Annotated in this window: 14 protein-coding genes; 6 read left to right on the forward strand and 8 right to left on the reverse strand. The window is 36.4% G+C overall.

The genetic code is table 11. From position 1 onward, the window contains the following. The first annotated feature begins 96 nt into the window (after positions 1-96). The 3 genes from ACFSTA_RS00730 to ACFSTA_RS00740 are packed head-to-tail and all read left to right on the forward strand — an operon-like array spanning position 97 to position 3,879. Positions 97-1,605: a spore germination protein gene (locus tag ACFSTA_RS00730; RefSeq protein ID WP_377554481.1), complete on the forward strand. Its 1,509-nt coding sequence runs from the start codon at positions 97-99 to the stop codon at positions 1,603-1,605. A gap of 8 nt (positions 1,606-1,613) precedes the next feature. After that, positions 1,614-2,723 (forward strand): GerAB/ArcD/ProY family transporter, encoded by a 1,110-nt coding sequence (locus ACFSTA_RS00735; protein ID WP_377554483.1) that lies wholly within the window; start codon positions 1,614-1,616, stop codon positions 2,721-2,723. A gap of 1 nt (position 2,724) precedes the next feature. Then, on the forward strand, positions 2,725-3,879 hold the full coding sequence (locus ACFSTA_RS00740; RefSeq protein WP_377554484.1) for a Ger(x)C family spore germination protein: 1,155 nt from the start codon (positions 2,725-2,727) through the stop codon (positions 3,877-3,879). A gap of 31 nt (positions 3,880-3,910) precedes the next feature. On the opposite strand, the gene ACFSTA_RS00745 is transcribed toward ACFSTA_RS00740, so the two are convergent. From ACFSTA_RS00745 to ACFSTA_RS00755, 3 genes are all read right to left on the reverse strand, one after another. Further along, positions 3,911-5,122 (reverse strand): quaternary amine ABC transporter ATP-binding protein, encoded by a 1,212-nt coding sequence (locus ACFSTA_RS00745; protein ID WP_377554486.1) that lies wholly within the window; start codon positions 5,120-5,122, stop codon positions 3,911-3,913. Beyond that, complete coding sequence (locus tag ACFSTA_RS00750) at positions 5,122-5,979, reverse strand: ABC transporter permease (RefSeq protein ID WP_377554941.1); 858 nt, start codon at positions 5,977-5,979, stop codon at positions 5,122-5,124. Before ACFSTA_RS00750 ends, ACFSTA_RS00745 begins: the two co-directional genes overlap by 1 nt. A 92-nt stretch (positions 5,980-6,071) precedes the next feature. Next, positions 6,072-7,067, reverse strand: a complete 996-nt coding sequence (locus tag ACFSTA_RS00755) for an ABC transporter substrate-binding protein (protein ID WP_377554487.1) — start codon at positions 7,065-7,067, stop codon at positions 6,072-6,074. A 501-nt stretch (positions 7,068-7,568) separates the two neighbouring features. On the opposite strand from ACFSTA_RS00755, the gene ACFSTA_RS00760 reads away from it, so the two are divergent. Together ACFSTA_RS00760 and ACFSTA_RS00765 are read left to right on the forward strand one after the other, a co-directional pair. Then, positions 7,569-8,000, forward strand: coding sequence for a MarR family winged helix-turn-helix transcriptional regulator (locus ACFSTA_RS00760; protein WP_377554489.1), 432 nt, complete (start codon positions 7,569-7,571; stop codon positions 7,998-8,000). 15 nt (positions 8,001-8,015) lie between these two features. After that, positions 8,016-11,156: an MMPL family transporter gene (locus ACFSTA_RS00765; protein WP_377554491.1), complete on the forward strand. Its 3,141-nt coding sequence runs from the start codon at positions 8,016-8,018 to the stop codon at positions 11,154-11,156. A gap of 177 nt (positions 11,157-11,333) precedes the next feature. On the opposite strand, the gene ACFSTA_RS00770 is transcribed toward ACFSTA_RS00765, so the two are convergent. Beyond that, on the reverse strand, positions 11,334-12,404 hold the full coding sequence (locus ACFSTA_RS00770; protein ID WP_377554493.1) for an undecaprenyldiphospho-muramoylpentapeptide beta-N-acetylglucosaminyltransferase: 1,071 nt from the start codon (positions 12,402-12,404) through the stop codon (positions 11,334-11,336). A gap of 121 nt (positions 12,405-12,525) precedes the next feature. Here ACFSTA_RS00770 and ACFSTA_RS00775 point away from each other — a divergent pair, with 121 nt between their 5' ends. Next, positions 12,526-13,896, forward strand: a complete 1,371-nt coding sequence (locus ACFSTA_RS00775) for an MATE family efflux transporter (RefSeq protein ID WP_377554495.1) — start codon at positions 12,526-12,528, stop codon at positions 13,894-13,896. Positions 13,897-14,058: 162 nt separating this feature from the next. On the opposite strand, the gene ACFSTA_RS00780 is transcribed toward ACFSTA_RS00775, so the two are convergent. The 4 genes from ACFSTA_RS00780 to ACFSTA_RS00795 all read right to left on the reverse strand — a co-directional run bounded on the left by ACFSTA_RS00780 (position 14,059) and on the right by ACFSTA_RS00795 (position 21,043). Continuing rightward, on the reverse strand, positions 14,059-15,246 hold the full coding sequence (locus ACFSTA_RS00780; RefSeq protein ID WP_377554497.1) for a NupC/NupG family nucleoside CNT transporter: 1,188 nt from the start codon (positions 15,244-15,246) through the stop codon (positions 14,059-14,061). Positions 15,247-15,471: 225 nt separating this feature from the next. Then, the gene (locus ACFSTA_RS00785) at positions 15,472-16,755 is read right to left on the reverse strand and encodes an NCS2 family permease (protein WP_449290217.1); all 1,284 of its coding nucleotides are present in this window, start codon (positions 16,753-16,755) and stop codon (positions 15,472-15,474) included. A 165-nt stretch (positions 16,756-16,920) separates the two neighbouring features. Beyond that, complete coding sequence (odhB, locus tag ACFSTA_RS00790; protein ID WP_377554500.1) at positions 16,921-18,189, reverse strand: 2-oxoglutarate dehydrogenase complex dihydrolipoyllysine-residue succinyltransferase; 1,269 nt, start codon at positions 18,187-18,189, stop codon at positions 16,921-16,923. Further along, on the reverse strand, positions 18,176-21,043 hold the full coding sequence (locus tag ACFSTA_RS00795; protein ID WP_377554502.1) for a 2-oxoglutarate dehydrogenase E1 component: 2,868 nt from the start codon (positions 21,041-21,043) through the stop codon (positions 18,176-18,178). Before ACFSTA_RS00795 ends, odhB begins: the two co-directional genes overlap by 14 nt. Positions 21,044-22,170: the final 1,127 nt, after the last annotated feature.

The following is a 22,170-nucleotide window of genomic DNA, read 5'->3' on the forward strand; positions in this document are numbered from 1 at the left end:
AAGAAAAAAATATGCTATAAAAGCCTATACTGCTAAATAATTTTTCGAATTCCACACATACTAAGAATTACCATTCATCCTTTCTTGGAGGTTCAAATGCGAAGACGAAATAGCACTAATAAGAAGGGGAACTCTATTTTCCCATTAAAAATCGAAGAGTTGGAAAAAATTCTAACCAATAAATTTGAAAATAATCCAGATCTAAAATTTTCTACCTATGAACAACAAGGAGTAAAACTAGCTGTATTTTTTATTGATTATCAAGTTGATGTTGGGAAATTACAAAAATCCTTACTTGAACCATTATTAAATATGGAAAAGAAATGGTCTACGGATTCAATCTTAAACGAAATCCCCTTAAACTCTGGTTCAAGAGGGACAACACTAGATGAAGTATTGAAAAAACTTGTTATTGGCGAAGCGTTTATTTATGTGGAAGGAGAAAAAGAAGTTGTTTCCTACTTATTACTACATAAAGAAAGCCGATCATTAGAAAAAGCCGAAACAGAATCATTAGTACTCGGTCCAAAAGTTTCATTTACCGAGTCATTAGCTACAAACTTAAACATTGTCCGGTGGCGCATTAAATCTACTGACCTTGTCTTGGAAGAATTTAAAATCGGGAAAACAATGCCCAGTGATGTTCGATTAGTATACATGAAATCCATTGCAAATGATGAGGATGTAAATACTCTTCGTCAACGCCTTGAGGAATTAGATGTTGATGAAGTTGAAGACAGTGTCGTACTTAAGCAGTATTTGGAGGATTCACAAACAAACCTTTTTCCCCAATTTGATCACACCGAATTACCTGATCGTTTTACGTATGCTGTGAAAAAAGGGAAAATTGGGATATTGGTTGAAAATAGTCCATCTGGTTTTATCGCACCTGCAACCATATTTAGTTTTTTAGAATCGACCGAAGATTTATATATGCGATGGCAAGCAGGAACTTTTTTGAGGTTATTACGATTTATCGCCATAGCATTTTCGATTACAGTAACACCATTATATGTAGCTGCTGTTTCCTATCAATATAGCATTATTCCTACTGAAATATTAATCACAATTGGACAGTCTAGGGCAGGTGTACCATTTCCTCCATTAATTGAGGCATTGTTTTTGGAGTTTTTACTTGAACTATTACGAGAAGCGGGGGCAAGACTCCCGACCAAAGTAGGTCAAACAATGGGTATAGTTGGTGGTATTGTTATTGGAACAGCAGCGGTAGAAGCTGGTTTAACGAGTAATATTCTTATTATTGTGGTAGCAATGAGTGCCCTTTCATCATTTACCGTACCGAGTTACCTATTAGGTACAACCGTACGTTTAGTACGATTCCCACTTATAGTTTTGGCAGGAATACTAGGGTTTTTAGGAATAGTGTTTGGCCTATGTTTTCTCATTATCCATCTCTTACGATTAAAATCCCTTGGCCGTCCTTACCTTCTTCCAGTATACCCGCTTATTATAAAAGACTTCAACAAAGTCTTTTATCGGACACCATTTAACTATACGAATAAACGTGCTAGGTCTTATAGACCAAAAGATCTGATTCGATTTAATAAAAAAGATGCTACAAAAAAACGTGATATCGATGAGTAGGTGCTTAAATGGATATAAATGTGAATGTCAAATCAGCGGTTAAAGTCCGTGCTTTTTACTTATTCTACATTATTGTCGGAGTCCAGGTAGGCGTTGGCATTATGGGAGCACCCCAATTTATATTCCTGGAATCTAAGCAAGACGCTTGGATATCCATTCTCATCTCATTTGCATTTATGTGTATTGTAGTATTGGTTATGTTCACTATATTAAAGCAATATAAAAGCGCAGATATCTTTGGTATTCATGTTGATTTGTTTGGAAAATGGATTGGAACCATACTTGGTACAGTGTATATTTTGTTTTTATTTGCAAGTTTGCTATCTATTTTACTCACATATAGCTTGGTTATTAATGTGTTTCTTCACCATACTTTCCCAAACATAGCGGTAGGAATAGTACTATTATCGTTAACTATATACTCGGTTTTAGGTGGGTTTAGAGTCATTGTTGGCGTATCATTTTTATTTTTTTTCTTATCATTTTGGATTGTATTCTTATTATATGATCCGATTACCAGGATGGAATGGACGAATTTGTTACCGATGTTTAATGCGTCTATTCCTGAACTGTTAAAAGGGGCGAGAGCTACTACGTATACGGTTTCTGGATTCGAAATTCTGTTCCTGATCTATCCCTTTATCCAAGATAAGAAAAAAGCAAAGCTACCAGCAATTTTAGCTCTAGCATTTACCACCTTTGTCCTGTTAGTTACTACGATTATTTCAATTGGTTATTTTAGTCCACTCGGATTAGAACGTGTAGATTGGTCTGTGTTGCTATTATTCAAAAGTGTCACGTTAACTTTTTTTGAGCGGTTGGATTACATCATTGTTGTTGGATGGATTATGATAATTATGCCAAATTTGGTGATCCTGACATGGGGAATATCATATGGAATCAAACGATTATACAAAATTCCACAACGAATATCACTATATACCGTTGCCATAATTTTATTAATCATTATTAGCTTTGTTAGGTCTGCCCATCATGTCTATCAGTTAACTGACTTCATTTCAAAAGTCGGGTTCTGGATAGTTTTTGTCTATCCTTTCATTATATTGCCATTAGTCATCCTCAAAAAAAAGTGGCGACAGCGTAAAGGAAGTGCGTAAAATGAATAAAAGGTTCATTGTTGTCCTAGTAACTATACTTGTTCTCCTATCTGGTTGTATCCAATCCCAACAACTTGAACAACTAGGGATTATCCATACAAGGGGAATAGATATATTAGAGGATGAACAGATAGAGTCAACGATGTCTATCTTTCAATTTGAAGCACAGTCACAAAACTTCACAAAAATAGTTTCTGGAACAGGAAAAACAGTAAAAGGTACGTTGGAAGATGCTGGTAATAAATCAAATTATCGACTTGTTCCAGGAAAACTCCAATTAGAATTATTTGGACAAGAGGTTGCAAAGGAAGGGTTAATATCATACCTCGATACATTAAGACGTGATGCTATTATACCAGATGCACTATATCTAGCTGTAAGTGCTACCACCGCAAAAGATATTATGATGGTACAAGAAGATAAAATATCTAGTAATATTGGACAATATTTATCCGAGTTGATTGAAGAGGTGGCAAGAGATCATAATTTTCCAAAAGTGTCCTTACAAGAATATATGAGAATCGTCGGAACTACTGGAAAAGATCCGATTCTCCCTCAATTTTCAATCAAAGATTCAAATGTACCTGAAATTTCATCCATCGCAATATTTAGCGATGATAAATATGTTGGTGAAATCCCTATCAACGAAATGACATTATTTAATATAATGGAGAAAAAAATTGAGGCACGGTGGATTGAATTAATGCTACCAGTCGAACCACTGCAACAATATATTCAAAATGAATTAAGTGGAGAAACAAAAGAAGAAAAAGAGGGCTTCTTCCGTACAGCTTATACCGTTGAGCAGGGGAAAAGTAAAATCAAACAGAGTAAAGAGAATAAACTTGCCTTTACAACGGAGATAGAAATGGATTTAAGTTTATTAGAAATTTCCTTAACGTATAATTTAGAAGAACCAGATGCAGTCAAAGCATTGGAAAAGGAAGTAGAAAAAAAACTAAAGGCTCGTTATGAGTCAATTATGGATCAACTTCAAGAAATGAATGCAGACCCATTTGGTTATGGTGTTGTTTACCGTATCAATCAGGATAAGGAAAAGCTGGATAGAAATGAATGGAAAAGTATTTACCCGGATATCGAAGTAGATTTTAAAGTAAATGTAAACATTATACGTCACGGTACTTTAAATAAATAAAATAACTGGCCACCTCTGGCCAGTTATTTTATTATTTATAATATTCGTCACTTTCCTGTACATCTTCTGATACCAACCCTGATAACACATGCACACGTAATATGAAACCTACTAACTTCTCTTCGTCATTCACGACAGCAAGAGGGTACTTCGATTCGAGTGCTTTTGGGATGAGGTCATTAATATACTCCTCTTTTTTCACTACTTGAAAGTCATCTCGTAATATATCAGCTAATGTCTTTTTCGTTTTTACTGCTTCAATAGCATCATCGATTGTAACAATACCTTTCACATGTCTGCTACGATCAACAACAAATACAGATGAGATCCCATTTTCTTTCATCTCTTTAATCGCCACATTAACACCGTCTTTTAATGAAACTAACGCATTCGGCTTGATCATAATATGTTCTGCTTGGAATACTTTCGAGCGATCGATGTCTTTTATAAAATCGGTAATATAATCATTCGCAGGGCTTTCGATAATTTCTTCTGGTGTGCCAACTTGAACAACGTGCCCATCTTTCATGACGGCAACACGATCACCCAATTTAAATGCTTCATTGACATCATGGGTAATGAAGATAATTGTTTTCTGTAATCTTTCTTGAATATCTAAAAGCTCTAATTGCATCTCACGTCGAATAAGTGGATCAAGCGCACTAAAAGGCTCATCCATTAACAACACATCCGGATCATTCGCTAGTGCACGTGCTAGTCCTACACGTTGCTGCATTCCACCAGATAATTCATCCGGATATTTGTCTTCATAACCCTTTAACCCTACGATTTCTATATTTTTAAGTGCAATTTCTCTGCGCTCTTCTTTTGATACATTTCGGATTTCTAATCCATATTCCACATTAGCAAGTATGGTACGGTGACTGAATAACCCAAAATGCTGAAATACCATAGCTATTTTTTCTTGTCTTATCTTTTTAAGCAATGCCTTATCTGCTGAGACAATATCTTCATCATCAATATATATCGAACCGGTAGTAGGTTTGTTGAGTAAATTGAAACAACGAATAAGTGTTGACTTACCACTACCAGATAACCCCATAATAACGAAAACTTCACCTTGTTTGATATCCAATGAAGCATCATAAACCCCAACCGTATGATTTGTTTCTGCAAGAATTTCTTCCTTGGACTTTCCTTCTTCAATCATAGGGATTACCGATTTAGGCTTCGGACCAAAAATCTTTGATACATGTTCAAGTTTTATCTTTGTTGTAGTCATTACCTTTCCCCCCTATGTTTTTGAAACTTGTCTGCTACCCCATTTGTAATACGATCAATTATAACTGCTAAAAAGACAATACTAATTCCCGCTTCAAACCCTAATGAAATATCAATACGGTTAATTGCTACTAGCACTTGTTCTCCTAAACCTTGTGCCCCAACCATTGATGCAATAACAACCATGGCTAATGCCATCATCGTCGTTTGGTTAACACCTGCCATAATAGTTGGTAATGCTTGTGGTAATTGTACTTTTTTCAGCATTTGAAACCTCGAAGAGCCAAATGACTGAGCAGATTCAATAACTTCCTTGTCGACACCACGAATAGCTAGTTCAGTTAATCGAATTACTGGAGGTAAAGCGTAGATTAACGTTGCAAATATGGCAGATACGTTTCCTAAACCGAAGAAAAATATGGCAGGTATTAAGTACACAAAACTAGGCATCGTTTGCATTGCATCAAGTAAAGGACGCATGACGTTTGAAAAACCTTTACTAAATGCCATCCAAACCCCTAATGGAATACCTAGAACTAAGCATATAATTACAGCTGTTACTATAATCGCTATCGTTGTCATCATATCTGTCCATAACCCAAACGTTCCAATTAAGAAAATAAAGAAACCATAAATTCCACCAGATAAAATAGACTTAAAGTACCATCCTAATAAAAAGACAATAAGAATAAAGCTCCACCAAGGCATCCACACTAGAACATCTTCAATTCCATTTATAGTACGTGATGAAATAAATGTGATAAAACTGAAAAAAACATCAAATGTTGAATCCAAAAAATCTACTAAACTTGCTACATAATCTCCAATTCTTGTTGTTATATCTGGAAAATTCCCCATAGGCAGACTGCTGTTGGCAGTCATCCCACCTCTCTTTACGTATATTTTATAAATTCAGAAAAGCAGCTAACCAAGCGGTCAGCTGCTCTCATTTATTCTAGAGCATCTTTCACTTTTTCAGCGACTTCTTCTGATACCCAGCTAGTCCAAATATCTTCATGCTCTTTCATCCACCATTTTGCAGCTTCATCAGGCTCCACTCCATTTTCATCCATATAAACTAAAGCCTCTTCTGTAAGTTCACTACTAGTTTCATAGTTTTGAAGAAACTCATAGACGTCTGGTGCTTGCTCTGGAAAGTCTTTGTGAACAGTTACAACTACATCGTTTGGCGGAAATTCTGTTCCTCTTGTTTCATTCCAAACTTCTTCATCGTATTCTGGTTCTTCTAATAAGGTTAGATCATATTTTGCTGTTACTAATGTAGGTGACCAATAATAGCCAACCCATGCACGCCCAGCTTCGTATGCATCTACTAGGTCAGCAACTGCTGCTGAATCAGAACCAGGCATGAAGTTGTTCATTGTTTCGTTTAAACCATATACTTCAAATTTTTCATCAATTTGTTCTGCAACTGCCCAGCCACTTGGTGCATTAAGGATACGCCCACGTCCAGGATCTTCTGGGTCTTCAAATACTTCCGGATATTTTTTTAAGTCTTCAACCGTTCTTAGTTCTGGAGCAAGTGGTTCAATACCTCGCTCTGGATCACCTTCAATGACATATGTTGGAACATATAATCCTTGCTTGTTATCATCAAAGTTCACGGAAACAGTTTCAAAGTCACCAGCTTCTGTTGCTTCCTCATATACTTCTTTAATATTATCTGTCCATATTTCCATATAAACATTGATATCGCCTTCACGATGTCCTTGTACAGTAGCAGCAGTTGAACCTGACTTCACTTCTGTATCATAACCAAACCCTTCCTCCATAATCGTTTGTGCGATACTATTATGAACACGGATGCTATCCCAACCCGCATCACCTAAAACAATTGTATCAAGTTCTTCATCGCTAGATTCCGAACCGCATGCTGCAAGTACAGTCAACACAACTATGCATAAAAGTGCAGCTAATTTTTTCATTTTGTTACCCCTTTTCTACTAAGTTTATCATGGCATTACTATGAATTATTGCTACCTTCACAACACCATAAAAGAAATATGATATAAATACTTAACGAAGAAATAAGTATATTTTTTTACAGATCGATTGATATAGACATGTAAATATGTTTTGAAGATGAAATGTGGAAGTGAAGGACAAATATCATGAATGCAACATTATTAAGGTTATCGAATATGTCGAAATATCTCAAACAGCTTATGTACGTATATAACGGAATTATTTACGAATAGTCATTATTTATGATACTTATCCAATAGGTTATAGCATTATTGCCATAAATACTCTAATTACCTCCCGTATTCTCTTGATTTACTGATTCTTACAATTAATAACCCAACAGTTTTTTAAATTTACTGTGATAATACTTGAAAAATAGGAGTATACTTTGTATGATATAATAGTTCAATAAGTGAACTATTCAACAAGTGAACTATTATGACTGGAGGTGTCACGACATCATGGATTTAAAAAATATAGTTGACCGTCACCAGGCGGCCATGAATTCCATTTATCGAAGGGTAAACGTAATCTTAAAGGAGAAAATCCACTCTGATATAACGACAGATCAATTCAGTACATTAGACTATATCCGTAAGCATGAGCAATGCACGAGTTCGGATATTGCTCATGAATTCGGCATTGGGAAAAGTGCTGTAACCGCACAAATCAATCGATTATATGACAAAGGATTAATCGAACGAATTCGTGATGAGAAAGATCGAAGAGTGGTTTACTTAAACGTTACGGAAAAAGGTATAGATTTTGTTAACTTTACAGAAAAAGCGTTGCATAAGGAATTAGGTTCCTATTTATCGGGTTTTAGTCAGGAAGAAATACAATCGTTTATAACATTATTAGAAAGATTAGCAACCGTTATGGAGGAGAAATAGAGAGGAGATCATAAATTGAAATACATCATCAAATTTCGGTGGTTCATCGCTGCTGCTTGGGTTGCAGTAGCATTAGGCTTATTTTTACTTGCCCCTAATTTACAAGAACTTGTCCGTGAAAAAGGACAAATAGCTGCACCTGAAGAGTCTCCATCTGTGGAGGCACAAAAATTAATCGAAAATATGTCAGGTGATCATAATACAAATCTAATCAGTTCTGTACTCGTTTTTCATGATGAGGAAGGATTAAATGAGGAAGCAAAAGAAGAAGTAAGTGATGCAATACATGTATTAGAAGAAAACAAAGATAGTCTAGCAATTTCAGATATTTTAGATTTTACGGATGACCCCGCCATTGAGGACCAAACCGTCTCAGAAGATGGAACAACGATTATCGTTCCATTTCAGGTCTCCTTAGCAAATCAAGAAGTGGATGAATCTCGCGATAATATATACAAAGCTATGGAAGATGTAAATGTGGATCACTATTTAACCGGTGAATCCTATATTTCACAAGATATTATTACCAATTCTGAAGAAGGTTTAAAAAAGACGGAGATCATTACTGTTGGTTTAATATTTATAATCTTGTTTGTTGTATTCAAATCATTTGTAGCTCCATTTATACCATTGTTGACGGTTGGAATTAGCTATTTAGCAGCACAAGGCATCGTATCCATTTTAGCTGATACGATTGACTTTCCGCTTTCAACCTTTACACAAATCTTTATGGTAGCTGTTATGTTTGGAATTGGAACAGATTATTGTATTTTACTTATAAGTAGATTTAAAGAAGAAGTCGCTAATCATGATTCGATAAAAGAAGCTGTTATAACAACGTATAAATCTGGTGGAAAAACAATATTCTTTGCAGGATTGGCTGTATTAATTGGTTTTTCTACAATCGGGTTATCGACATTCTCTCTATACCAATCGGCAGTAGCAGTCGCAATAGGAGTAGCAGTAGTACTGATTGCACTAACAACACTTGTCCCATTTTTCTTAGTTGTATTAGGAAGAAAATTATTCTGGCCATTTGATAAGAATGTATCTCATAAAGAAAGTAAAGTTTGGGGAGCTGCAGGGAATCTCGCATGGGGTAGACCATTGATTGCAGTATTAATCGTCGCAATTATTACAGTACCTGCTTTATTATCTTATGATGGCGTGAAATCCTATAATTCATTAGAAGAAATCGGTGATGAATACGATTCGGTAAAAGGATTCAATGTAGTTGCAGACAGTTTTGGACCTGGTCAAACGATGCCTACAACCGTAGTATTAGAAACAGATGAAGCAGTTGATACTGCCGAAGAATTCCAACAAATCGAATCTATCTCACAAGCAATCACTAAATTAGACGGCGTCAAGGAAGTTCGTAGTGCAACTAGACCTGCTGGTAGTATGATAGAGGACTTTTTAGTTGATAATTTTACAGGTCAACTTGCTGATGGAATTGGGCAAAGTACAGATGGTATACAAGAAATTGAAGAAGGTTTAAACGAAGCATCATCCGAACTTAACCGTGCACAACCACAATTACAGGATGCTCAGGACGGTGTAGATCAATTAATAGAAGGTACGGATGAAGCTAATACAGGAATTGGTGAAATCCAAAAAGGTCTACAGCAAATTCAAAATGGAATCGAATCTGGCGCACTTGGTGCTGGTGAAGTTAAAACAAATTTGCAAACAATTAAAGACAATTTAGACGAAACTATTTCTGGAAATAAGCAATTGCTGGAAGGATACCAGGCCATCGAAGACGGACTAGAAGGTTTTGGTACTGATAACACCGTAAGCGATGAAAATTTGGATAATCTCCAAGATCTTATTGATGGACTTAAAGGAGTTAGAAGTCAGCTTGATCAAATAAAAGCAACATCTGATACTTCCTCTACTTTAAAAGAATCAAAGACTACGCTAGATAAGATTATATCGAATTCTGAAAGTTCTATTAATCAATTCCAGCAGAAACTATCTCAACTAGCAGAGGCTCAAACTCAATTACAAGAACAAGTTATTGGACCACTTGCTCAACTAAATGATGGGTTAAGTCAATCTATCAAAGGGCAAGAGCAACTATCTGCTGGTATCGGTGAATTAATCGCTGGAATGGAAGAATTACAATCTGGTCTTTATCAAGCTGCAGATGGTCAAGATGAAGTAGTAGCTAATATTCCTAGCTTACAAGATGGACTATCTCAAATAAATGGTGGCCAAAAGGAACTAAAAACAGCTTTTGGTGACATGCAGAATCAGTTAGGTGAACTATCTACTGGCTTAACGGAAGGTGCAGATGGCTTACAACAAATTGGTGATGGACTATCAGAGGTACAAACATACCTTGGAGATTTTGAAACGGATCAAAACAATCCCGTTGTTGTCATACCGGATGAAGCATTAGAAAATGAAGCGTTTATGGATGGTGCTCAACTATACCTTTCTGACGATAAAAAAATTGTTACATTTGATGTCGTATTAGACTCAAATCCCTATTCCACAGAAGCGCTAATGATGGTGGATCAAATTAAAGATAAAACAGATGAAGCAAAACAAGAAACAATCTTTGAAAATAGTGATCCTAAACTTGGTGGAATTAGTAGTACAAATAACGATTTACAGAATGTTTCCGATGAAGATTATTCTAGAACCGTCATCTTTATGATCGCTGGAATCTTTATCATCTTGATTATATTATTGAAATCGTTGATCATGCCTATCTATTTAATTGGTTCCCTAATTGTTACCTACTTTACTTCGATGGCGTTTAGCGAATTAATTTTCGTAAATATGTTAGGTTATGATGGTTTAACATGGGCAGTTCCATTCTTCGCTTTTGTTATGCTAACAGCGCTTGGAATTGATTATAGTATCTTCTTGATGGATCGCTTTAACGAGTATCGTCATATAAGCATAAAAGAAGCTATGCTTGCTGCGATGAAGAACATGGGTACTGTCATTATATCTGCAGCAGTAATATTAGGTGGTACTTTTGGAGCAATGCTACCTTCAGGAGTTCTATCTATTTTACAGATTGCAACTGTAGTATTAACAGGACTGTTCTTATATGCACTTGTTATGTTACCATTATTTATTCCGGTAATGGTACGAATTTTCGGTAAGGGTAACTGGTGGCCGTTTCACCATAAATAAGTTTTAAATAACGAAAAGGGCGTTCCTTGTGATAGGGCGTCCTTTTTCTCTTACAAATTTTTTTGGAATTATTCCTCACGTATATTTAATACATCATCTGAGAATAATTCCATATCTAATGAAAAAAACACAAAAACCGCCTTGTATGGATGACTCCATGCAAGGCGGTTACTTAATTTACTTCTTTATTTCTTTAATAACCTCAATCACTCGGTCACGTGATTTTTCAGTTTGATACTTTTTCATGTGATCCATCATAACCGGTGCTTGTTTTATTAACTGTTCAAGTTCGTTTACTAATGTATCTTCATTTAATTCCTTTTCTTGTAAAACAAGTGCATACTTTTTCTCTTCAAATGACTTTGCATTAATAATTTGGTCCCCCCTACTTGCTTCCATGGATAAAGGAATTAACAGCATAGGAAGTCGTAATGCTACAAATTCAAAAATTGCATTTGCACCTGCACGAGATAATACAAAATCTGTAGCGGCAAATATATCCTTTAACTCTTCGTTTACATATTCAAATTGAGTGTACCCTTTGCGATCATACGTTGTATCGGTTTTCCCTTGACCACAAATATGAACTATTTGAAAATGTGGAAGTAGCTTATCCAAACTATGTCTTACTGTTTCATTTATCTTTTTTGCACCACCACTACCGCCCATCACGAGCAAGACAGGCTTATCAGCTGTAAACTCGCAGCGTTCTAATCCTAGTTCTTTATTTCCTTCAAAAAGTTCTTCACGTATGACTGCTCCTACATACTCTGCCTTTTTTTCCGGCAAGTATTGCATCGTTTCTGGGAATGTCGCCAATACTTTTTTTGCAAAAGGTATAGCTATCTTATTTGCCAAACCTGGCGTATAATCAGATTCATGGATAACAGCAGGAACACCACGCATTTTTGCGGCTAAGATAACGGGAACAGATACAAATCCACCTTTTGAGAATATTATTGTAGGTTTACGTTTCCCAATTATTCGGGCAGCCTGCAAGGTTCCTTTTAGTACTTTAAAAGGGTCTTTGAAGTTTTCTTTCGACATATAACGACGGAGCTTTCCGGTTGAAATCGGATAATAGGTGACTTCGTCTAATTGCTCAACCAATTGCCGCTCAATGCCATCTTTTGATCCAATATAATCAATTTTCCACCCTTCACGTTGGAGTACAGGAATTAATGCCAAATTGACGATGACGTGACCTGCAGTTCCTCCACCGGTAAAGAGAATGCGTTTCTTTTTCATATTACGATTTCCTCTCTTTCACATTGCTTCATAAACCCGTATAATATAATAACATTTACATGTTAATGAAGTAATCACTTCTCTATCCTATTAGAAAAATATAAAAAAAGGAAGAGTTTTTATGTATGAAACAAAGACAATTAAAGAAAAAATGAAGCTATTTACGATCATAAGCCTACCCATACTTATTACACAGGTAAGTTTGTATTTAATGAATTTTTTTGATACAGTTATGTCTGGCCGAGCTGGTGCAGAGGATTTAGCAGGTGTAGCTATTGGATCAAGCTTATGGGTACCAATTTTCACAGGTATAAATGGAATTCTTCTTGCGATTACCCCTATTATAGCGCAACTGACAGGGGCAAAAGCAAATAATGAAGTCCCTAGGAAGATACAACAAGGAATGTATCTTGCAACTGCATTAGCTATAATCGTTATATTACTAGGAGCCATCATCCTTAATCCGATTTTAAATGCTATGGAGTTGGAGCACAGCGTACGGCATATTGCCAAGTTCTACTTGATTACATTAAGTACTGGTATCATACCATTATTTATCTTTAATACATTACGTTGTTTTATTGACGCATTAGGACAAACACGAATATCGATGATTATCATTCTAATTTCCTTACCGCTTAATTTATTTTTTAATTACGTGTTTATTTTTGGTAAGTTCGGTTTTCCTGCCTATGGTGGAATTGGTTCCGGAATTGCAACCGCAATGACTTATTGGATCGTATGTATCATTGCCATTGGTATCGTCAAGAAAATACGACCATTCCAATCGTTCAACGTGTTTTCAAATTGGGTAAAGCCAGTATTAGCGGAATGGTGGGAACAGTTGCGAATAGGGATACCAATTGGATTTGCTATCTTTTTTGAAACGAGTATTTTTTCCGCTGTAACGTTATTAATGAGTGTTTACAGTACTTATACCATTGCAGCACATCAGGCAGCAATGAATTTCGCATCATTACTCTATATGATTCCATTAAGTGTCGGAATGGCATTAACGATTGCAATAGGCTTTGAAATTGGTGCAAAACGATATCGGGATGCACGTACGTATGGATTAATTGGGATTAGTGGTGGAATCTTTATCGCATTGTTTAACGGTGTTATATTATTAATTTTTGATGACTTTGTTGCTAGTCTTTATAATACAAATCCAGAAGTCATCGCACTTACGAAACAATTTATTTACTTTGCGATCTTTTACCAATTGGCAGATGCTTTCGGTGCCCCGATTCAAGGTGCATTACGAGGCTATAAAGATGTTAACATTACCCTCATCATTGCGTTTGTATCGTTTTGGATTATTGGTTTACCAAGTGGATGGGTGCTAGCAAACTATACGTCACTTGAACCATTCGGTTATTGGGTAGGGATTATTATAGGATTAAGTAGTGGTGCTATAGCGTTACTATTTCGATTGCTTCAACTACAACGTAAACACCAACAACAAGCAAGTTTATCTGGTTTGAGCTAGTCTTTTGTTATCAGAAAAAACCCTCATCTGCAATAAAATTGCGAGATGAGGGTTTCTTTGGTTAATTTGGTTTTGCCAATGCTACCGCAGTAGAATTAGCAATTCATTATCCGCAGGTTGAGCTGTTGTCTCGCCTTTGGACTACGGAAAGTATCAGCCGTCTTATAAGAATAAACCAACCATTGTTGCTGATAGAATCGATGCAAGTGTGGCACCGATCAACAGCTTCATTCCAAATCCGGATACTTCTCCAGCTTTTTTACTATCAATACCTTGGACAGTACCAGCGATAATCCCTATGGAAGAGAAGTTTGCAAAGCTTGTTAAGAATACAGATACAATACCAACTGTTTTTTCAGATAGACTTCCTATCATTGATTCAAACTGAAGCATGGCAACGAATTCGTTCGTAACAATTTTTGTACCCATAACAGCTCCTGCCTCAATTACCTCACCAGGGGCAATTCCCATTAAAATACCAATCGGAGCTAGGATATACCCAAGTATTTCTTGCAAGGTTACACCAGCGAAGATTAATTGAATTAACCAGTTTACTAATTCTAAAGAAGCAATAAACGCAACTAACATTGCAGCTACAATTAATGCAATCTTTCCACCTTCTAGCGCACCATTAGCCATTGCTTCAAAAATACTTTTATCTTCAGATACATCTTTAATATCTACATGGTCTTCCTCTTTAGGGACATTCACCGGAGCAATTACAGATGCAAGGATCAATGCACTGAACATGTTTAGTGGTAGAGCAACTAATACATATTGTGGCGGAAGCATCTGCAAGTAGGCACCTACAATAGATGCTGAAACAGATCCCATTGCCGATGCACTGACAATATATAATCTATTTTTATTTAAATGATGAAATTGTGATCGAATCGCAATTAATGCCTCTGATTGACCAAAAAATATACTATTAACCGCATTAAAGGACTCAACCTTTGGAAGTCCTGTGATTTTTGAAATGAAACCACCAAGATATTTAATAATTGTTGGTAATATTTTCAAATAAGTAAGTACAGACAAGATTGTGGCGAAAAAGATAATTAATAATAGTACATCAAAAAAGAACACACCACCTTCTGCACTCAATACACCTCCAAGAATAAATCCTACTCCCTCTGATCCAAATTCAATTAATTTGTTAAACCCAGCAGAGATACCATTAATAATGGATTGGCCAATTTTTGTTGTAAACATAAACCAAGTTGTCAATATCTGCGCAACCAACATAATTCCGATGCCTTTAAAGTTGATGTTCTTTTTATCATTGGACATCAAAAATGCTAGTCCGAGGACGATAATAATTGCTACTAATCCTAGAAGTTTATCCACGGATATAGCCTCCCTTTATAAAATAATAATTTGAAAATGCTTACATAAATGTAACTTCACTTTTAGAATTTTAACAGGTTGTCAGACGTCTTTCAACCATAAATTTAAAGTAAGATTTTTTTACTTATTTAGTTATTTCCTATTTCATTGCTTTTATCACACGTGATCCCAAGCATAGAAAAAGCCCAGGAAATAATTACCTGGGCAAAATGATCACTAATTTTATTAATGTGCTGGAAAAAAGATCATTTGAATAAGGAAAATAACCCCAAACAAATATAGAATCCAGTGAACATCTTTCCATCTACCTTTAGCAACTTTAAGAATAGGGTACGTGATAAATCCAATAGCAATTCCTGTTGCAATACTAGAAGTAAATGGCATTGTTAAAATAATTGCAAACGCTGGGAATGCTTCATCAAATGATTTCCAGTCTATACGTGATAGTCCCTCCATCATAAATGTCCCAACGATAATTAAAACGGGAGCTGTAATAGCAGGAATACTTGATATCGCTCCAATGATTGGTGTAAAAAATATCGATAGCAAAAATAATGCCGCGACAACAATGGATGTAAAACCAGTTCTTCCCCCTGCTGCAACTCCTGAAGTTGATTCAATATAAGCTGTGGATGGACTCGTACCAAACATAGACCCAACCGTTGTTGCCGTTGCATCTGCTAGCAATGCTTGTTTCGCACGTGGCATTTTTCCGTTCTTCATGTAACCTGCCTGTTCCGCTACTCCAATCATCGTACCAGTTGTATCAAATATAGTAACTAATAAAAAGGCGAATACAACAGTATAAAGACCGTGAGAAAATACTCCTGCAATATCAAAATCAAAGAAAACTGGTGTCGGCGGGGCAGACAGGAAACCATCTGCAAAATCTAACTGTCCTGTAACATATGCTATGACTCCAGTTGCCATCATTCCTAAGAATAATGCTCCTTTTACTTTTAATACATACAAAATAATAGTTATAAAAAGTCCGATGACAGTAAGAATGATCATTGGATCATGTAAGTCACCCATGCCAACTATGGTATCCGGGTTCGAGGTCACAATACCAGAGTTTCTTAATCCTACAAATGCAATAAATAAACCAATTCCTGAGGTAATCCCATACTTTAAAGAAGCAGGAATTGCTTCTATTAATGTCTCTCGTAAAGTAGTTAAGCTTAATAAAATAAAAAGGATACCAGCTAAAAATACAGCACCAAATACAACTTGATAAGACAATCCTTGTGATGCGACCACGCTTGCAAAATAAGCATTTAATCCCATACCAGGTGCGATCGCGATTGGATAGTTTGCAAATAATGCCATGATCAATGTACCAGTAACAGCTGCAATAACTGTCGCCATAAAGACTTGGTCAAAAGGAACCCCTGCCGAAGATAGAATTGCTGGGTTAACGACAACAATGTAGACCATAGTTAAAAAAGTTGTCACACCAGCTGTCATCTCTGTTCGGATATCTGTATTATTTTCTTTCATTTTAAAGATTTTTTCCAATTTGAACACCTTACTTTCCGAATGATAAAAACAACATCCTCTATAATATTCGTTTTTGTCGTCATTTGCAATATGTATCTGTGATTTTCTTATATTTTTTCACAGAAAAAAACCTCGCAATGATAATGAGATCAATGCGAGGTTTACATTTTATTATTATCCTTCTAATAATAAATCATAAGGATCTTCTAATAATTGCTTCACACGTACTAAAAATTGTACCGCTTCTTTCCCATCAACAATACGGTGATCATAGGAAAGTGCTAGATACATCATTGGACGAACTTCAATCGAATCATCCGGCATTACCATCGCACGTTTTTGAATGTTATGCATTCCTAGGATCCCAACTTGTGGAGCATTTAATATTGGTGTCGATAACATAGATCCAAATGTTCCACCATTTGTAATAGTAAAAGTTCCACCTTGAAGATCATTTAATCCCAATGCTTTATCACGAGCTTTTTTACCTAGATTTGAGATTTCACGCTCTACACCAGCAAAATCAAGTCGATCAGCATCACGAACAACAGGGACTACTAAGCCGTCATCTGTAGAAACAGCAATACCAATATCATAAAACTTCTTAAGTACTAATTCATTACCTTGGATTTCTGCATTTAATAATGGGAAATCTTTTAATGCACCAACTACAGCTTTCGTAAAGAAGGACATAAATCCAAGTTTAACACCATGCTTATCCATGAATCTTTCTTTACGTTCACTACGAAGTTTCATTACATTTGTTAAATCTACCTCGTTAAATGTTGTTAGCATTGCGGCAGTTTGTTGAGCTTCTACTAAACGGTTTGCAATTGTTTGACGGCGACGTGTCATTTTCACACGCTCAACCGGCTTGTCAAATTCCGTTTTCTCTGTATCTTTAGGAGCTTCTTTCTTTGCTGGCTTTTTATCTGCTTTAGGTTCATTTCCTGCTTTTGCAGCTGCATCCACATCCTCTGGGCGAACTCTGCCAAGTGGATCTCGTGGACTTACTTCACTTAAGTCAATATTCAACTCACGTGCACGTTTTCTCGCTGCCGGAGTTGCAATGACATCATGCTTTGATTTCTCTTCTGTCTTTTCTTCTTGTTGTGGAGTTTCTGTTTTTTCTTCTACTTTTGGCTCTTCCTGTTTAGGCTCTTCTTTCGGTGCTGGCTCTGCAGCAGAAGAATCTCCAGTTGCTTCTCCATCTTCACTTACTTTTCCGATGACGTCACCTACTTCTACGTCTTCACCCTCTTCACTAACAATTTCTGTTAGTACTCCGGAAACTTCTGCGTTAACTTCTACATTAACCTTGTCAGTCTCTAGCTCAACAACAGGATCTCCTTTTTCAACTTTATCCCCTATTTTCACTAACCATTCGGCAATTGTTCCTTCTGTAATGGATTCAGCAAGTTCCGGTACTTTAATTTCTTTCACTAGAATCTCCTCCTGGGCTTAAGTTAATTGCTTGTTGTATGATTTGTTGTTGCTCGTGTTTGTGAATGTTTGGCTCACCGACAGCAGGTGCTGAACGATCTGGGCGTCCAATATAGCGTAATGATTGACCATCCTTTAATAAATCACGTAAATAGTCATCCACAAAATCCCATGCACCCATGTTTTTCGGCTCTTCTTGCACCCAAACAATTTCTTCTACGTTAGGAAGTTCTTTTAATTCTTTTTCTAATTCCTTTTTCGGGAATGGATAAATTTGTTCAAGTCTCACTGCTCGTAACCAGTCAAATTTTTCATCCGAGTTTATGATAGCTTCTTCGATATCTACCATTACTTTACCACTACCAATTAGTAAACGCTTTGCATTTTTCTTACTAACTTTTAAATTCGGTTGATTACGTAAAGCTTCAAACTTCCCATCTGTAAATTCCTTCGCTTCAGAAGCGATCATTTGATTACGTAATAAACTACTCTTTGGAGTCATTAATACTAAAGGTCTCGCTTCTTCTCGTCCACCTAATGCCGCTTGTCTACGAATCAGATGGAAAAATTGAGCAGATGAAGTAACATAAGCTACAATCCAGTTGTTTTCTGCTGCCATTTGAAGGAAGCGTTCTAATCTTGCACTAGAATGTTCAGGTCCTTGCCCTTCATATCCATGTGGCAATAACATTACCATATTTGATTTTTCGCCCCATTTTGCTCGAGCAGCTGAAATAAATTGATCAAACACAACTTGTGCTGTATTTGCAAAATCACCAAACTGCGCTTCCCAAAGAACCAGTGTTTCAGGTGAATGTACACTGTATCCATATTCAAACCCTAGTACACCCGCTTCAGATAATGGGCTATTTCGAACGTCAAAGGATACATTAGTATCATCTAAACCATGCATTGTACAATATTTTTCGTTTGTCTCCGTGTCGTTTAATACAACATGCCTGTGTGCAAATGTACCACGTTCAGAATCTTGACCTGTTAATCGAATAGGAATACCATCTTGAAGAATGGATGCATATGCTAATGCTTCCCCAGCACCCCAGTCCGCCTTATTCCCATCTTTCAGTGCTTCTTTACGGCGCTTCAGAATTCGACTTAGTTTTTTATTTTCATTAAACTCTTCAGGGCGTTTTAACAATCCTTCATTAAGTGCCTCTAACTTTTCTAAAGGAACTGCTGTTTCAAATTGTGTAAGATCTGCGTTTAATGCTTCAGGTATCGGCTGACATTTTACTTCCGTTCTATCATTTTCTTTCATGCCGTTATACATTTCTCGAAGTTTATTTTCCACTTGATCCTTCATTTGATTAAATTCTTCTTCTTTAAGTACCCCTTTATCTGTTAACACCTTCGCAAAAACATTTGTTGCTGTTGGGTGAATATCGATTTCTTTATATAATCTAGGCTGTGTCATACGAGGTTCATCCATTTCGTTATGACCATAACGACGGTAACCTACTAAATCAATAAGAAAATCTTTATTAAACTTTTTGCGATACTCATATGCAACTCTTACTGCTGAAATACAAGCAATTGGATCATCCGAATTAACATGAATAATCGGGATCTCAAATCCCTTTGCCAGGTCACTTGCATAACGAGTCGAACGGCCATCCTCTTGGTCTGTTGTATATCCTACAAGATTGTTTGCGATGATATGAAGTGTTCCACCAGTTGAATAACCAGGCAAGTTAGCTAAATTCAATGTTTCCGCTACAACACCTTCACCAATAAATGCAGCATCACCATGAATTAATACTGGAATTGCTTTATTAAAATCCTGCTTTGGATACCCGCTATCTGAGCGATCATCTTGGGCTGCACGTGCAAACCCTTCAACAACAGGATTTACAAATTCTAAGTGTGATGGGTTGTGTGACATTGTAATACGTGTACTTGTTTCTTCTCCATCCACAACGTCTTTAACAGCACCAAAGTGATATTTAACATCACCAGTCCAACCATAATTAATTCCTCGTGATCCTTCTGATGGAATTAATTCTTTATTTGGAGAATGATGGAACTCGGAAAAAATCTTATCCATTGGCTTTCCAAGAATATGTGCTAACACACTTAATCTACCTCGGTGTGCCATTCCCATCATAATATTTTTAACTTTATCGCGAATTGCATATTTAACAATGCCATCAAGCATTGGGACCATCGATTCTAAACCTTCAATTGAGAAACGTTTTTGTCCAACAAATGTTTTGGATAAAAACCCTTCGAATCCCTCAACCTGTGCTAAACGGTCTAATAATTGCTTTTTCTCATCATCAGATAAATCAAGACGTGCTTCACCTGACTCAATGACATTTAGTAACCAGTTACGTTCTTCTTCATTATTTACATGATCATATTCAAATGTTATTGTTCCTGTGTAGAATTTTTTTAGTTCCCTGACAACATCTAGACCATTTTCTACATTTCTAGGTGCTTTTTCCCAAAGCCATGTTGCCGGTATAGCTTTTAAATCTTCATTACTTAAACCATATGTTTTTGGGTCTACTAATTCAGATGTCCGCTCTCTTTGAAGGCCGACAGGGTAAATATCTGCCTCCAAATGTCCGAAACGACGAATAGCCTCAACAAGTTTCCATGCTGAGGTAAGCTTCTTCACATCATTTATAGAAGTAGATTGAGAATCTTGTTGTACTGTATTGTTTGTTTGATACAACCAGTCAGGAGCTCCATGCTGATCAAATAATTCCTTAATCGATGGATCAACTGCTTGAGGGTCCTCTTTATATAACTCATATTGTTCCTCTACATACCCCATGTTTGGACCAAAAAATTCTCCCCAGAATCCTTGTGCAGATTCATCATTCTGTGCCACGTTTTATACCCCCATTTGAAGTTAACTTTCTCCGTTGTAAACGGTTTTAAACTCAATTCTTATTATAGAACTGAGGAATGACTTCATCAACTAATATACCTTATTTTATATAAGAGAACAATATTTGATAGCTGGATTACGTAAATTATTTTCATTTCTTCAAAATATGTACCATTATTTGATTTACTTTGGTTAACTTACGCAAAAATCAAACTTATATTTCACGTTCACGAAATTTCCATTTCTCTTAGTTCACATTAAGGAAATTATTCGGTATAATAAGGGCATATTATATTGTAATAATAATTTACATAGTGATTTAACTATAATTGTACTTGATGAGGAGGACATGAAATGACAATCAAATTAGCATTATTATTAGGAGTAATCGTTACATTTATTTTATCAATGTTCACATCCGGTTACGATGCAAAGCCTGGCGTACCGAAAAATAATCAGTAGAAGATAAAGGTTCGAGTGCTTAGCACTAAACCTATTCGTTTAAAAAAGCCATCATGTTTAAAATACATGACGGCTTTTTTAATCGCATATTATTGAAAGTTTAATTTATGAAGACAGTTTCCTTAAAAAAGATTATTGATTTTCCAAGCAAAGAATTTTAAGTAGAAATTGATGTAAAATGCGGAGTAACTTTCGCTTGGATTTACTTTCTTTCACACATTTCGAAGGCATTGCTATACAACCGCTCCGGCAGAATACTTCGCTTTCCGCGGGCACGGCCTCAGCCAGGGTACTTCTCGAATATGCTTCTTCGTTCCCTTGCGCCGAGGAAGCATGCTTCGGAGCGTAACTGGAAGACGCAGGTGCATCTCCGGGGTCTTCGGACACGTGCTGTTCCCGCAGGAGTCTACGTATTCTGCCTACGCTGTTGGGTAGTAATCTGGTTATGGAGGGTAGTAACCCACGCTATCAATATTCAGTGAGGCTCTTCTAACCAATAAATGTAATGAAGTTGTAATCCACTATTCTAGCGGAAGAAATACACGTAGACTCCTTGAAAAAGAAAACCACTTTTTCTGCGTGCGAAGTGTCGCTGACGTAGCGTTCCTTGTCCAGCGGGAGGAAAGGCATCGGTGAGACCCCGGAGAACGGAGTTCGAGGAGGCT

The sequence above is a fragment of the Ornithinibacillus salinisoli genome, from assembly GCF_042684965.1.
Taxonomy (GTDB): domain Bacteria; phylum Bacillota; class Bacilli; order Bacillales; family Amphibacillaceae; genus Ornithinibacillus; species Ornithinibacillus salinisoli.